This window comes from Raineya orbicola (genome assembly GCF_002843425.1).
Taxonomy (GTDB): domain Bacteria; phylum Bacteroidota; class Bacteroidia; order Cytophagales; family Thermonemataceae; genus Raineya; species Raineya orbicola.
The window spans coordinates 54,585-69,267 of record NZ_NKXO01000017.1; the positions used below are offsets into that span (position 1 = coordinate 54,585).

At 38.5% G+C, this 14,683-nt stretch carries 12 protein-coding genes; 7 read left to right on the top strand and 5 right to left on the bottom strand.

What is annotated here, in order from left to right; genetic code table 11:
- Window positions 1-83 precede the first annotated feature (83 nt).
- From Rain11_RS06540 to Rain11_RS06550, 3 genes are all read left to right on the top strand, one after another.
- Window positions 84-458 (top strand): response regulator, encoded by a 375-nt coding sequence (locus tag Rain11_RS06540; protein ID WP_101358546.1) that lies wholly within the window; start codon window positions 84-86, stop codon window positions 456-458.
- 101 nt (window positions 459-559) lie between these two features.
- A complete protein-coding gene (gene queA, locus Rain11_RS06545) occupies window positions 560-1,612 on the top strand; it encodes a tRNA preQ1(34) S-adenosylmethionine ribosyltransferase-isomerase QueA (protein ID WP_101358562.1) in 1,053 nt (350 codons plus the stop codon).
- 57 nt (window positions 1,613-1,669) lie between these two features.
- A complete protein-coding gene (locus tag Rain11_RS06550) occupies window positions 1,670-2,059 on the top strand; it encodes a hypothetical protein (protein WP_101358547.1) in 390 nt (129 codons plus the stop codon).
- 339 nt (window positions 2,060-2,398) lie between these two features.
- On the opposite strand, the gene gldG is transcribed toward Rain11_RS06550, so the two are convergent.
- Complete coding sequence (gene gldG, locus Rain11_RS06555) at window positions 2,399-4,123, bottom strand: gliding motility-associated ABC transporter substrate-binding protein GldG (RefSeq protein WP_101358548.1); 1,725 nt, start codon at window positions 4,121-4,123, stop codon at window positions 2,399-2,401.
- Between the two features lie 42 nt (window positions 4,124-4,165).
- Window positions 4,166-5,116: a PASTA domain-containing protein gene (locus tag Rain11_RS06560; protein ID WP_101358549.1), complete on the bottom strand. Its 951-nt coding sequence runs from the start codon at window positions 5,114-5,116 to the stop codon at window positions 4,166-4,168.
- Window positions 5,117-5,249: 133 nt separating this feature from the next.
- On the opposite strand from Rain11_RS06560, the gene nusB reads away from it, so the two are divergent.
- A complete protein-coding gene (gene nusB / locus Rain11_RS06565; protein ID WP_101358550.1) occupies window positions 5,250-6,443 on the top strand; it encodes a transcription antitermination factor NusB in 1,194 nt (397 codons plus the stop codon).
- A gap of 83 nt (window positions 6,444-6,526) precedes the next feature.
- Window positions 6,527-7,138, top strand: coding sequence for a ribonuclease HII (locus tag Rain11_RS06570; RefSeq protein ID WP_101358551.1), 612 nt, complete (start codon window positions 6,527-6,529; stop codon window positions 7,136-7,138).
- A gap of 7 nt (window positions 7,139-7,145) precedes the next feature.
- On the opposite strand, the gene Rain11_RS06575 is transcribed toward Rain11_RS06570, so the two are convergent.
- The 3 genes from Rain11_RS06575 to rnr all read right to left on the bottom strand — a co-directional run bounded on the left by Rain11_RS06575 (window position 7,146) and on the right by rnr (window position 10,945).
- Entirely contained in the window at window positions 7,146-7,565 is a 420-nt protein-coding gene (locus Rain11_RS06575) for a BrxA/BrxB family bacilliredoxin (protein WP_101358552.1), read from the bottom strand.
- A gap of 76 nt (window positions 7,566-7,641) precedes the next feature.
- A complete protein-coding gene (locus tag Rain11_RS06580) occupies window positions 7,642-8,754 on the bottom strand; it encodes a porin (protein WP_101358553.1) in 1,113 nt (370 codons plus the stop codon).
- Window positions 8,729-10,945: a ribonuclease R gene (rnr, locus tag Rain11_RS06585; protein WP_101358554.1), complete on the bottom strand. Its 2,217-nt coding sequence runs from the start codon at window positions 10,943-10,945 to the stop codon at window positions 8,729-8,731. Before rnr ends, Rain11_RS06580 begins: the two co-directional genes overlap by 26 nt.
- 74 nt (window positions 10,946-11,019) lie before the next feature.
- Between rnr and Rain11_RS06590 the strand changes: the two genes are divergently transcribed.
- Window positions 11,020-11,613, top strand: a complete 594-nt coding sequence (locus tag Rain11_RS06590; RefSeq protein WP_101358555.1) for a glutathione peroxidase — start codon at window positions 11,020-11,022, stop codon at window positions 11,611-11,613.
- Window positions 11,614-11,777: 164 nt separating this feature from the next.
- Window positions 11,778-14,447, top strand: a complete 2,670-nt coding sequence (locus tag Rain11_RS06595) for a S8 family serine peptidase (RefSeq protein WP_101358556.1) — start codon at window positions 11,778-11,780, stop codon at window positions 14,445-14,447.
- Window positions 14,448-14,683: the final 236 nt, after the last annotated feature.

Here is a 14,683-nt window from a genome sequence, read left to right on the forward strand (position 1 = left end):
AATTTTAGGTCTAACTTGCTATTAGAAAGCAAACAAAAAAAGATGTTAGATAATTTGTAAAAAGGAAAAAATTTAACCTCCCAATGAAAACCATTCTTATCGGAGAAGATAGTTCTGTGGTGCAAAATATGGCAAAAAAAGTTTTGGAATACCAAAATTTTAGAATTCTTACTGCCAAAAATGGGGAAAAGGTTTTAGAAATTTTACAAAACGAATCTGTTGATTTGATACTTTTAGACTTGAATATGCCCGTAATGAATGGCGAGGCTTGTGCAAAAGCTATTCGGCACTTGCCCGATGAGCAAAAATCAAAAGTTCCTATCATCGCTATCACGGGCAATGCCTCTAATTATACTATGCAAGACTTCAAGGAATTGGGTTTTAACGACTTCATTCCAAAGCCTATCAATTTTGATTTGCTTGTGGGTATGGTAAAAAAAATGACGGGAAACTTATAGCAATCATCTGATTTTCTGATTTTTTCTTGCGAAATACTTGCTTTCGGGGGGTGTTTGATATTATATTTGCGGGCTTGCAAAATCAAAATCTCTGAATGCCTATGAAATTATCGGATTATGCCTTTGATTTACCTACCAAACTCATTGCTTTGCACCCTACGCCCAATCGCGATGAATCTCGCTTGATGGTCGTTCACCGAAAAACAGGTAAAATTGAACATCGTATTTTCAAAGATGTGCTTGATTATTTTGATGACGGAGATGTAATGGTGGTAAATGATACCAAAGTTTTCCCTGCACGTTTGTATGGCAATAAAGAAAAAACAGGTGCAGATATTGAAGTCTTTTTACTTCGTGAACTAAATTCTCAATATCATCTCTGGGACGTGCTTGTAGATCCTGCTCGTAAAATTAGGGTGGGTAATAAGCTCTATTTTGGTGATGGTGAGCTAGTTGCCGAGGTTATTGATAACACTACCAATCGGGGTAGAACCATTCGTTTTCTTTGGGACGGCGAAGACGAAGAGTTTTACAAAACAGTTCATCAACTTGGGCAAACGCCTTTGCCCAAAGAAATTATCAAGCGAAGAAAAGTAGAAAAGGAAGACGAAGAGCGTTTTCAGAGTATTTTTGCCAAAGAAGTTGGGGCAGTAGCCGCACCAATGGCTTGCCTGCATTTTACCAAACAGCTTGTCAAAAGACTGGCTATCAAAGGAGTTGATATTGTAACACTTACAATGCATATTAGTTTAGGAACTTTCAAAACCGTAGAAGTAGAAGACCTCACCAAACACAAACCAGATTCCGAGCAGTTTCGTATCCCCGAAAAAACAGCTCAAAGGATAAACGAAGCCCTTGATGCCAAAAAGAAAGTTTGTGCCGTAGGTTCAAGCGTGATGCGTTCTTTGGAATCTTCTGTTTCGGCTTCGGGCAGGGTGAAGCCCGCTGATGCTTGGACAGATAAGTTTATTTTTATCCCCTATGACTTCAAAATTCCTAACGCCTACATTACTAATTTTCATTTGCCTGAAAGTACATTGTTTATGACTGCCTGTACCTTTGGTGGCTATGAACTCATTATGAAGGCTTATGAAATCGCAATACAAGAAGAGTATCGTTTCCATACCTACGGAGATGCTATGCTGATTTTGTAATTTTACTTTTTTCAAGAAAACGCTTTAATTTTGTTCAAAAATCAAGCTCCAAACATTATGTTCAAAAAAATCTCGCTCTCTGCTTTTTTTATTTGTGTATTGGTTGTGATGAGCTTTGCACAAGTTAATAATTTCACAATGAACTACAAAGGCACAGTGGGTAATGTAAAAGTTACTTTGAGTATTACTTCCGATTGGCATAACTATCAAACTACTTACACAGGTACTTACTACTACGACCACGTTGGCAAAGAACTTTCTTTGAGAGGCGTGTGGCTGGCAAGATTGGAAACCATTGAACTTACTGAGGTAGGTGATGGCAATGTTGTTACGGGATATTTTAGCTTGAAAGGAGACCCACAAAAATTTTATGATGTGCTTACAGGTACTTGGACAAGTTTAGATAAAAAAAGAACCCTGCCTGTGCGTCTTACGAAAGTAAATTAGGCAAAAAATAGCATTTGACGAACTGCTCAATAGTTTTCAACGGCAACATTATAGCTGTGTAATGTTGCCGCTTTTAATTTTCTATTTGAAGTTGTTTAGGATTAAAAAGGTTTTCCAAATTTATGCTTTAGAATCAAAAATAATCTTTTTGTACTTGATAAAACCACCCCTTAATCCCCTCCTTGGAAAGGAGGGGAGATTAGATATTCCTGAAATTTTGATTTTTAGGACTTAAAACTCCCCCCTCCTCGTTGAGGAGGGGTTGGGGGTGGTGTTTTTAATCCAACAATCACATTTTTTTCTTGTTTTTTTACAAAGAACAAATAAAAAATTACAATCCTAAACAACTTCTTTGAAAGGAACAGCATATTTGCCTTTTCTCCACGCATTCCACGCTATTCCAAAAATGATTAGAAACACTACGGGCAAGCCTACATTAAACCACTGCCAAAAGGTTCGTTGATTTTGCAGTTTCTTTTTATCCAATGGGCGAAGCATAATTTCTTTATTGCGAGAGAGAATAATTCCGTTTTCATCAAGCATATAGCTTAAAATATTTTGCAAAAATTGTTTATTGGCAAATTGAACGCCTGTAAATTTATCGTACCCCAAAGGTAAAATTTGTTTGGTTTTGGCATTTACGCTATTGCGTAGAAAATCACCATCGGCACAAACCAAGATTTTGGTAGGTTGGCTCTCGGGGATAAAGTTTTTGTAGCGAGGGTCGGAGGGTAAAATTCTTTTTTGGTACAGCGAAGTGAATTTTCCTTCCAAAAGATACATCAGAGTATAGGGTTTGCCACGCTTGTATTTTTCCATATCTGGATTTTGGCGGGCTTCGTCATACTTGATAATTACAGGGTAGGCTACAACCAAAGAGTAAGGGGAGGAACTGGCAAGCGGTATTTTTTTAATTTTTCCTGCTGATGCCACTGTATCCAAACTGCTCACGTATCTGCCCCAAAGTGCCTCTAAATTTTTGGTGGTGGGGTGTGTATAAAAATTGCGAATAGCTAAATAATGCCTCCAAGGTAAAGTTTCTATTTTGGGTTTTCCGCCGTATTCGCCTACCACCAAACCAATAATACCAAAGTTTTGCACATCTTCAATGAAGTTCATATTAAACCTTACTCCATAATTGAAAAAAAACTCTGTCATACTTTCTACAAACTCGGTATAGGGAATAGAAACTGCCCCACGTGGCGTATTGATGCTATCCTCACGAATATCTAAAGCATCAACAAAGAAAAGAGCCTTACCACCTTTCATTATGAATTGGTCTAATTTAAACTTGTCATCGTCAGAAAATCCTTGGGTGGGTTTGGCAACAATGATAGCGTCCAATCCGTCAAGGGAAGGGCTTTGCGGTAAATCTACGGGAAAAATCTCGTACTTTTGGCTTAATGTTTGGGCGGCGTCAGATACAAAGATTGGTGGTAGCTCGCCGTGTCCGTAGATAAAGCCAATGCGTTTGGGTTTTTTTTGGATAATTTGATAAATGCCTTCAATGAGGGTATATTCAATGTTTTCAATGGCATTGTTGAGTAAGCGTGCTTCTAAATCTTCATTTACAGCTACGGCACGCATATCGCTATTGAGCAAAGAAACAAACAAACTACCCTGACCACCAATGATTTCAGCGGCAGGAAAGATAAATTTTTCATTTCTTTCGCCTTCTTTATACACCGCCACAGGCGTAGGATTGATGCCATTTTGCTGGAAATTCTTAAAAAGTGTATCTTTTTCGGCTTTACTTTTAATAGTCAGTGGGTCAATGAATTTGAATTTGAGTTTTTTGCCTGCATATCGCTTAAATTCCTGCAAATGCTCTGCTATGGCATTACGAAACATTCGGTAACTGGCGGGCAAGTTTTCGCCTTCTAAATAAATTTTTACAAAAATTTCTTCTTCCAAATTCTCTAAAATGGTCTTGGTGGCATCTGAAATGGTATAACGCTTGTCCTCGGTGAGGTCAATACGGAAAACAAAAGACTGCGAAATAAGATACAAAGCTATTAGCACAAGTGGTACAGCGATTGTTTTCAGTAAATTCCGTTTGAGCATAGGTATTTAGGTTTGAGTAAAAGAACGAAAATAATTGTAAAATTATTCGTCTTTGGGGGCAGGTTTGGCATTTTTATTTGAGGAAACTTTCAAATCCACGATTTCACCTGCACGGATTTTATTGCGAGGTCGGGGGTCAAACTCTCCTTTTTGATATTTTTTCTTTTTCTTTTCATCAGGGTTGGTGGGGTTTTTAGCTTCTAATTCTTTGCGAATTTTTTCTCTTTCAGCTTTGGAGAGGGGTTTTCCGTCTTTATCGTACAAAGGCACTTTGTCAGCTTCCAAGCGAGCAGGGGGGGTCTGCTGAACTACAATGCCCGCGGGTTCTTCGGCGTTGGGGTCTTCGGTAACGTGTCCGAGTTGTAAATTATTTGCCTCCAAAATCTCTTTCGCTTCTTCTAATGTAAGTCCCTCTAATTCAGGCATATCAAATTCCTCATCACCTACACCACTACCAATCACAAGGTCTATGCGAGTACCTACGGCTACATATTCGCCGGGTTTGAGTGGCTTTCCTTCAATTTCTTGCCCTAACACGGCATCGGCGGCAATATCGGGTTTGAAACGAATAGCTCCTACTTCCAGTTGTAGGGTTCTGATTTTTGCCATAGCCATTTGGTAAGACATACCTTTCAAATCGGGCATTTTTACTTTGGGGGTAGTTTTGGGAGTAATTATCACATAAATTTTTCTACCTTCCTTTACATCGGTTCCTGCGATAGGTCTTTGTTCAATGATTGTATTAAGTTTGTAGCTTTTGTCATAAACCGTATCTTGTACAACCAACTGAAAGCCCGATTGCCTGAGTTTTTCTTCCAAGCCATCAAGATTTACACCTACCAAATTGGGCACTGTGATGCTTTCATTATGGCGAGTAACTATGGGTAAAACATTATAGAAAAAAAGAATGATTAGCAGGGCTAAAAGTGTTAGGGCAATAAGAATATGAATAAAAACTTGTCCAAGTGAATGGGTGCGAATTACTATACTCATAGTTGATGATTATTTTGGGCAAAGTTACGGCAAAAAATATGCAAATGCAAAGACTTTATTTTTGAAAAATTTGCTTATCAGACGATAATGTATTTATTTTGCGATTTCATTTTGAAAAAGTTTCTTTGAAATTATGCTCAATCGTAGGTTATTGCGAATCAAAGCGATGCAAGCCTTGTATGCGTATCAGCAGGCAAAACAGGCTCATCTTGAAATTGCCCAAGATAAAATTAGGCAGAAATTTCAGCCTGACCTCAACGCAATGGAAAAACAAGATACGCAACTACTCAAAAAACAAGCTCAAATTGCTTTGGACTGGTTTTTGAAAAGTTATGCCGAAAAAGAACTGAAAGCCCAACCTCAAGCTGATGAAAAAATCCGAAAAGCAGTTCTTGATGCTATTCAATATTATTATACTGCCTTACAAAACGAGCAAAAAAGCTATCTGCAAAGTATGATTGCTGAAGCTGAGCAAATCTATGATAGCTATTTACAGGCTTTACTTTTTGGCGTAGAACTAATGCGTTTTACCGCTCAGCTCAAAGAAAAACGACAACTTACCGCTTTTATCCCCAAAGATTTAAGCATATACCAACTTTCTGAAAATAAGATTTTGAACTTGATTGCTCAAAATAAACCTTTTCAGGATTTTATCATTCGTAGAAAAATTAGTATTGATGATGAAGTGCTTAAAACTTTTTGGCAAGAGTGGAAAGAGGACGAAACCTATTTGAATTATTGCCAAAACTACTCAGCTACTTGGGAGCAAGATTGGCAAGTAGTAGATTACTTGTATAGGCATTATTTATTTCATAAAGAAGCTGACGAAGACAATCCCGAGCAGAAAAACGTTTTCAAAGCGTTTTTTGAGGAAAATGATTTGAATTGGATAGAAAACCGAGAAATCTTGAAAAGCCTTATTCTCAAAACGCTCAAAAAAGCCAAAGAAAACCCTGAACAATTTGAACTACTTACACTTTCGACTAATTGGCAAGACGATAAGGATTTTTTCAAAGATTTATTCGAAAAAACTTTGCAGGAAAGTGAGCAATTAGAAAAGCGTATTGCCCAAAAAACTGAAAATTGGGAAAGCGACCGTCTTTTTCAGACAGATAAAATTTTAATTCTAATGGGGCTTACCGAGATGATTCATTGTCCCAGCATACCTGTAAAAGTTACTATCAACGAGTATGTAGAGCTTGCGAAAAGTTATAGCACCCCTAAAAGCAAGATTTTTGTCAATGGGCTTTTAGATAAAATCTCGAAAGAATTACTACAAGAGGGGATTATTCGTAAAAGCGGAAAAGGGTTGCTGGATAATAGATAGCAATTCAGACATTAGACATATAGATACAGAAATTTGGATACGGGCATTGAACCTTAAAATAATGTAAAATCAATTTTAGAGCAATGCGAGCCTATTTTACAGAAAATTACACAGAAGTAGGCGTAGATGAGGTAGGAAGGGGCTGTTTGGCAGGCAGTGTAGTAGCGGCGGCTGTGATTTTGCCTAAAAATTTTTACCACCCCACACTTACCGATTCCAAACAAATGTCTGAAAAAGTACGATTAGAAGTAGAAACTTATATCAAAGAAAACGCTTTGGCTTGGGCAATAGCAGAGGCAAGTGTAGAGGAAATTGATATGTACAACATAGCCTCTGCTTCTGTACTAGCTATGCACAGAGCTTTGGATAACATTTTTACTCAAACTACACCCGAACTGATTTTGGTAGATGGCAAATATTTTAAGCCTTATGGCTTTGTGCCTTATGAATGTATTGTAAAAGGAGATGCGAAGTTTTTTTCCATTGCCGCCGCTTCGGTACTTGCTAAAAACTATCGTGATAAACAAATGAGAGAACTTGCCCAAAAGTTTCCTTATTATGCTTGGGAGAAAAATGTGGGCTATCCTACTGCCGAGCATAAAAAAGGTATTGAAAAACACGGAATTAGCCCATTTCATCGCAAAACTTTCGGAATTTGCAAGCAATGGGCTAATGCCAAGAACCTTCTCATCTAACCAAGTGCTAACAATACTCTTCAAAAACTGCTTTTAGGTGTTCGGCAATCATTTGAGCAGAACGCCCCTCAATATGATGACGCTCCACAAAATGTACTAACTTGCCATTTTTGAAAAGTGCCATAGAAGGCGAAGAGGGAGGATAAGGCAAAGTGTATTCACGCATTTTGGCTACGGCATCTTTTTCCATTCCTGCAAATACCGTAACAAGCAAATCGGGCTTTTTATTAGAGATTTGTAAAGCTAATTTTGCCCCAGGGCGTGCCGTTCCTGCCGCACAACCACATACCGAATTGATAACCACAAAAATACTTTTGTCGGGGTTGTTATTCATTAGGTTCTCTACTTCTTGGGGTGTTTTGAGTTCCTGAAAACCTACCTGCACGAGGTCTTCACGCATAGGTGCTACTAATGCTTCGGGATACATAATTCGTAAAAGAGTTTAGGTGAAAGAATTTGTTCTTACGCAAAACAATAAAAAGCCCTACAAAGTTTCAAAAAAATCAAAAAGCAATAGCCATAGAGCTGGCTAGGAGAAAATTAGTATTGCTGAAATTTCTGTTCAAAATGAAAATCTCATCGTTACTTACAAAGGTTCTGCCTTCTATACGTACGAGCATATTTTCGGCGGGGGCATAATCTACATTCAAAGAAAATCCCAAAGCCCGAAAGCCATTTATAGCACTATTCGGCGAAACTATGAAAATACTTTCCTTATCCCAATAATGCTCTACCCGTCCGCATAGAAGCCACTGCTTATTCAGTTTGTATCGCAACATAGTAGAAGAGGCGTGCCAATAACGAACTTTTTGCGTAGCTTCATTATTTTGTGAGCCTATATCAAAACCTACAATCAAACCCCACTTTTCTGAAAACTCAAAAATGCCATAGAAATTATGAAAAAAACGCATTTGTTTGAGTGTATCAGTGCCTTCGTTGCCTACATAAGTGCTGGAATTGAGCGTTATTTTTTTATTAGGTATAAATTGCACTTGCGTACCCGCAGAAGGCATAGAATTGTGTGGCAAACGTTTTATTCTTTGCCAACCATTGAGCAAAAGTCCTCTGCAAATCCATTTTTCATTTTTAGAAGTGTAAGTGATTTTCAAGCCTGCTTCATAATAAGGGGTGTTATCGGCAAGCAGACTGCGAGTGAGTGTCCAACAATCTTTGGAAATAGCACTTTCAAAGCCAATATGCGAACTAAAAATACCTGCATCTACCCAGAGATTGTGCTTGTCTGAAATCTTAAATCCTACGTTTCCTTCGTAAATGTTGCGAATAAGTTCTTGCTCGTTAGCCAAATTGTATTGCGAGTAAGTGCCAATCATCAGGGCGATATGCCCACGTACCTTTTCTGAATGAATGAGCGTTTCAATAATGCCGTGATTTACATTAAATTCGTTATGCCTGCGATGATTAAAAAAATACTTAACTCTTTCGTTGTTTTCGGGCTGGGCAAAGTCAAACACGTAATAAGCCTCTACATACGCCGAAGTTTCAATTTTCCAATTCTTAAGACTATCGGTATAAAATTGAGCTTGTGCAGAATGAAAGATTATCAGCAAAAGCACAAATGAAAAGCAAAATCTAACGTTTTCTTTTATTTTTTTCATTTTTGGGGGTGTTGGTTTTTTCTTGCACCAGCATCAAATCCAAAGTACGTTTGAGCAAATCGGCTTGTAAGACTTTCACTTTTACCATATCGCCAAAGGCAATAATTTTTTTGGTGTATTTGCCAATGACACGATAGTTTTGCTCGTCCAGTTCGTAGAAATCATCTAAATCTGAAAGCCTTACCATTCCTTCGCATTTGGTTTCAATGATTTCTACATAAATACCGAAATCCGTAACCCCCGTAACAATACCTTCCCAAACCCTACCATCATCTTTGAGTTTCATAAATTCTACTTGCTTGTATTTGATAGAAGCTCTTTCGGCTTCGGTGGCTCGGCGTTCTCGCTCGGAGGCGTGCTTGCACTTTTCTTCATAAGTATCCTTAGGAACGCTTTTATTGCTTTGCAAGTAATGCTCTAAAAGTCTATGTACCATCAAATCAGGATAACGGCGAATAGGCGAGGTAAAATGTGTATAATGCTCAAAAGCAAGCCCGAAATGTCCGATAGGTTCGGTGCTATATTTGGCTTTTGACATTGTACGTACTGCTAAATTTTGCAAAACATTTTGTTCGGGCTTGCCTTCGGATTGAGCAGTCATTTTGTTAAATGATTCCGACATTTTTTTGCCTTGCGTTACAATTTTATAGCCCAAGCGAGCTACAAATTTAGCAAATGTTTCTAATTTTTCCTGATTGGGCGGTTCGTGTATGCGATAGACCATTGTAGGCGGGTGATTTTTGCTTTTGCCTTTATTGAAAACAAATTCAGCTACTCGCTTATTGGCAAGCAACATAAATTCCTCAATAAGTTTATGAGCTTCTTTGCGAATTTTAGGTTTTATGGCGAGCGGCGTACCTTTTTCATCTAAAACAAACTTGACTTCGGGAGTTTCAAAAGCAATAGCTCCTGCCTTAAAACGCTTTTCTGAAAGTTTTTTTGCTAAATTATTAAGAATTTGGATTTCTTCGGCAAAATCGCCTTTGCCTGTTTCTATGCGTTCTTGGGCTTCTTCGTAGGTAAAGCGTCTGTTGGAGTGAATAATTGTTTTACCAAACCATTCGTTTACTAGGTTTGCGTTTTCGTCTAATTCAAAAACAGCTGAAAAAGTCAGTCTATCCACGTGGGGGTTGAGTGAGCAAAGTTCATTAGAAAGCCTTTCAGGTAGCATAGGGATAGTTCTATCTACCAAATAAACCGAAGTAGCTCGGTTGTAGGCTTCTTTATCTAAGGCGGTATTGGGTTTTACATAATGACTCACATCAGCAATATGCACACCTATTTCCCAATTGCCATTTTCAAGTTTTTGAAGTGAAAGAGCGTCATCAAAATCTTTGGCATTATCGGGGTCTATGGTAAAAGTGGTAATTTTCCTAAAATCGCGTCTTTGTTTGATTTCATCTTCTGAAATTTCATCAGGGAGTTTTTTTACATATTGCAAAACGCTTTTAGGAAACTCATAGGGCAAGCCATATTCAGCCATTATTGCGTGCATTTCAGTTTCGTGTTCGCCGGGTTTGCCCAAGACCTTGATAACCCTTCCTACGGGTTTTTTGCCAATTTTGTGCCATTCTAAAATTTTCACCAGTACTTTATCGCCATTTTGGGCTTTTCCAATTTCATCAAAAGGTATGTAAATATCCAAGTACATTTTTTTGTTATCGGTAACTACAAAGGCGTGGGTTTTAGAAATCTGAATAATACCCCCAAACTCATCTGTTTTACGTTTGAGAACCTCCAAAACCTCCCCCTCTAATTTTCCGTGAGGACTTTCATAAATGGCAACTTTTACGGTATCGCCGTCAAGGGCATTACCTAAATCATCGGTAGCGATGCGTACATCTTCGGCGAGCTCATCGCAAATGAAATAAGCGTAACGGCTATTGACATAGTCAATCGTACCGATATATGTATCGGGGTGTTCTTCTTGCGATTTGTAGCGTCCTTGTTCATTGAGGTAAATAAAACCATCTTCCAATAGTTCTTCCAGAATACGTTCTACTTGTTTTTTGGCTTGCTTGCCTTCCAGTTGCAATTCTCTGATAATAGTACGCGAAGAATATCCCCAAAGTTTGGGACGTTTTAGCAGGTTTTTTATTTTTTCTAACAGATTTTCGTAGGAAAGTGAATTGCTTTTACGAGTATTTTTGTGAGATTTAGAAGTTTTGGGGTTAGCTGATTTTTTTTTCATACATAAATTATTTGGCAAGAAAAACTTTTTGGCAAGTTAAGTGTTTTTAGATTGAAAAACTAAATTTTTTTCTTATGTTCAAAGCAACGTTTATTCCTGTAATTTTGCTTTCAGCTTGCTTGGGAGCAAATACTATCAAATCTAAACCTGATAACTTACAAACTACAAACATTATGACTGAAGAAACTGCAAAAAAATCGTTTTACGATTTCAAAATGGAAGCCATTGACGGCAAAATGATTGATTTTGCTACTTACAAGGGCAAAAAGGTGCTTTTGGTGAATGTTGCTTCGCAATGTGGCTACACGCCTCAATATGAGCAACTACAAGCCCTACACGAAAAATATGGTAACAAGGTAGTTGTTTTAGGTTTCCCTGCAAATAATTTTGGCGGGCAAGAACCGGGTACTAACGAAGAGATTGCTCAATTCTGTAAGAAAAACTACGGTGTAACTTTTCAGATGTTTAAGAAGATTTCTGTAAAAGGTTCGGATATGCACCCACTCTACAAATGGCTTTCTGATAAGAGCCAAAACGGCTGGAATGACCAAGCTCCCACGTGGAATTTCTGCAAATACTTAGTTAATGAAAAAGGAGAGTTAATTAAATTTTTTGGTTCAGGGGTAAATCCGATGGGAGAAGAACTCTTAAAAGCAATTGAGCAGTAATTATTTTATTCTATATCTGTATTTTTGCAAAAAACCAAGAAAAATTTGGCAAAAAACACTTTTTGCCAAATTTTTTTGTAAAAAAATTTGCAAGATTGTTTTTTGTGTATTAAAATTGCAGACGTAATTTTTATGCAAAAAACGCAATTAAAATCAACTTAAAAATGAAAAAAAACTCACTTCTCTCGCTTGCCCTTTTTGGTCTTACTTCGTGGGCAGTTGCTCAGAACGAGCAAGAAAAAAGCAAAATTTTAAGAGAAACGAATGTAGCTGAACTTCAGCAATTCAGTCGTCAGTGGAAAGAAAAGCAACTGGCAGAAAAGAAAAAGGCATTAGAACTTGCTCATCGCAATGGTTGGCAAGTTTTTATTTCTATGCCTAATGGAACTTTTGCCGAATTGCAGAGAGTAGATGAAAGAGGTAAGCCTGTGTATTATGTAACTCAGGGTAACCTTGCCGCCGCTCAAACTACCCGTGCCGATAGACTCTGGACAGGTGGTAGTATGGGCTTGAACCTCAACGGACAAGGAATGATAGTCGGAGAATGGGACGGTGGTCCTGTACGTAGCACTCACCAAGAGTTCGGTACAAGAGTAACACAAAAAGATGGAGTAACTTTTGCAAGTGGTAGTGCTTCCAGTATGGGTTACAGGCACGCTACTCACGTAGCAGGAACACTCATCGCATCAGGGGTTACGGCTAATGCCAAAGGTATGGCTCATCAAGCAACCCTTTGGGCGAATGAATGGAATAATGATAAATCAGAAATGGCTTCCCAAGCCTCACAGGGTCTAATTTTATCTAATCATTCTTATGGTTATCGTTCAGACCTTTTAAGTCAGTGGCAGTTTGGTTTTTATGATGCAGAAGCCGCTGACTGGGACCAAATCGCTGTAAATGCTCCTTTTTATACCATAGTAAAAGCCGCAGGTAACGATAGAGGTGCAGGATACAACCCCGGTGGTGTATTTGGAACAACCGGTTACAACTTAATTACAGGTTCGGCAACTTCCAAGAATGTGCTTGTAGTTGCCGCTGTAAGTGCTGTAACAAATTATACTGGTCCCAGCAGTGTAACAATGTCTTCTTTTAGCTCTTGGGGACCTACCGACGATGGACGTATCAAGCCCGATATTTCGGGTTGTGGGGTGAATCTTAATTCCTCTACCAGTACTTCTAATACTGCTTATGAAATTATGAGCGGTACTTCAATGGCAAGTCCGAATGTAACGGGTTCTTTGGTATTGATACAGCAACATTACAAAAACCTCAATGCAGGGCAATTTATGCGTTCTGCTACTTTGAGAGGTTTGGTAATTCATACTGCCGATGAAGCAGGTGCAAACCCAGGACCCGATTATGCCTATGGTTGGGGACTTTTGAACGCTCAAAAAGCTGTACAAACCATTACTAATAGAGGTACTTCTGCTATTATTGACGAAAGAACCTTAAACAATGCTACTACCTACACGCTGAATGTTGTAGCTTCAGGAAGCGGTCCTTTGGAAGTTACTATCGCTTGGAACGACCCCAAAGGCACTCCTTTGGCAAGCGGAACGCTTAATTCTACTTCTCCTCGTTTAGTGAATGATTTAGATGTTCGTGTTACGCAAGGTTCATCAACTTTCTTTCCTTGGCGTTTAGACCCTGCTTCGCCTGCAAGTGCCGCTACCAAAGGAGATAATATTAGAGATAATGTTGAAAAGATTACTATTGATGCCCCCGTTGCAGGTGCAACTTATACTATCACCGTTTCTCATAAAGGTACGCTTTCTGGCAGTGCTCAACCTTATTCGCTTATCGTAACAGGCATCAATGTAGGTGGTGGTACGCCTCCCCCTTCTTGTGCGGTTCCTAGTAGTCTGACAACTTCTGCTATTACTGCAAGTTCTGCTACTCTCAATTGGGGGGCTGTGAGCGGTGCAAGTAATTATGATGTAAGAGTAAAACCTACAAGTTCCAGCACTTGGACAAACTACACTGCTGTAACAGGTACTTCCTTGAATGTAACAGGTCTTACTGCTTCTACTACTTACGAGTGGCAAATTCGTGCTAATTGTTCAGGTAGTTCTAGTGCTTACTCGGGAAGTGTGAATTTTACTACTTCTGCCGCTTCGGTTTCTTGGTGTGCTTCTAATGGCAGTAACAATTCTTACGAATGGATTGATTTAGTGCGACTTGGCTCTATCAATCGCACCTCGGGTAGAGAAACAGGGGGATACGTGAATACAGGTTTATCTACGAATCTTGTTCGGGGTACAACTTACACAATTAATTTTAGTGCAGGGTTCTCTTCTACGGCTTACACTGAATACTGGAAAATTTGGATTGATTGGAACAGAGATGGAGATTTCTTAGATGCAGGAGAACAAATTGTGAATGGAACTTCCAGCAGTAGTGCTACGCTTTCAGCAAGTTTCACTGTGCCAACAACAGCCGTTTTAGGTAATACGCGTATGCGGGTTTCTATGAGCGATGCAAGTCAGAATAGTTGTGGCTCGTTTAGTTACGGCGAAGTAGAGGATTACACTATCAATGTGGTAAGCTCTTCTGCCCGTATGCTAACAACCGCATCAGAATTTGATGAAACCAACTTTGAGGCAAACGTTTATCCTAATCCTGTTATTAAAGGCAATTTGGTGAAAATTGAGCTACCTAATGAGGTTGGAAGTGTAAATGTGCAAATTTTTGATATGTCAGGTAGAGTAGTAAAACAAAGCATCTTTGAAGGCACAAATTATGAAATAAATACCAGTGAGTTCAGCAAAGGTATTTACATTATACAAATGGCTTCTGAAAAAGGAAAAACAACGAAAAAATTAGTAGTGGATTAAGCACTTTTGTTCATAGGATTTCTAAAACCGCAGGTAATTTATCTGCGGTTTTTTTATGGAGAACTAATTTGATTTTCGCAAGATTTTTACTAAATTTGCATTAAAAATAACGTGAGTTAAGCGGCAATATCTTGAAAAAGTTCAAAATTTGTAAGTAGATTTTTTTCTTGAAAATCTCTAATAGTGGGCTTTTTATCTAGGAATTTGTAGGCAATAATTCCAGACCACAAATTGAC

Bases quoted from the DNA above. Each gene is read 5' to 3' on its own strand.
- rnr (WP_101358554.1), bottom strand. From the start codon at position 10,945: ATGAAAAAAAAATCAGCTAACCCCAAAACTTCTAAATCTCACAAAAAT.
- Rain11_RS06590 (WP_101358555.1), top strand. From the start codon at position 11,020: ATGTTCAAAGCAACGTTTATTCCTGTAATTTTGCTTTCAGCTTGCTTG.
- Rain11_RS06580 (WP_101358553.1), bottom strand. From the start codon at position 8,754: ATGAAAAAAATAAAAGAAAACGTTAGATTTTGCTTTTCATTTGTGCTT.
- Rain11_RS06595 (WP_101358556.1), top strand. From the start codon at position 11,778: ATGAAAAAAAACTCACTTCTCTCGCTTGCCCTTTTTGGTCTTACTTCG.
- queA (WP_101358562.1), top strand. From the start codon at position 560: ATGAAATTATCGGATTATGCCTTTGATTTACCTACCAAACTCATTGCT.
- nusB (WP_101358550.1), top strand. From the start codon at position 5,250: ATGCTCAATCGTAGGTTATTGCGAATCAAAGCGATGCAAGCCTTGTAT.
- Rain11_RS06540 (WP_101358546.1), top strand. From the start codon at position 84: ATGAAAACCATTCTTATCGGAGAAGATAGTTCTGTGGTGCAAAATATG.
- gldG (WP_101358548.1), bottom strand. From the start codon at position 4,123: ATGCTCAAACGGAATTTACTGAAAACAATCGCTGTACCACTTGTGCTA.
- Rain11_RS06570 (WP_101358551.1), top strand. From the start codon at position 6,527: ATGCGAGCCTATTTTACAGAAAATTACACAGAAGTAGGCGTAGATGAG.
- Rain11_RS06560 (WP_101358549.1), bottom strand. From the start codon at position 5,116: ATGAGTATAGTAATTCGCACCCATTCACTTGGACAAGTTTTTATTCAT.
- Rain11_RS06550 (WP_101358547.1), top strand. From the start codon at position 1,670: ATGTTCAAAAAAATCTCGCTCTCTGCTTTTTTTATTTGTGTATTGGTT.
- Rain11_RS06575 (WP_101358552.1), bottom strand. From the start codon at position 7,565: ATGTATCCCGAAGCATTAGTAGCACCTATGCGTGAAGACCTCGTGCAG.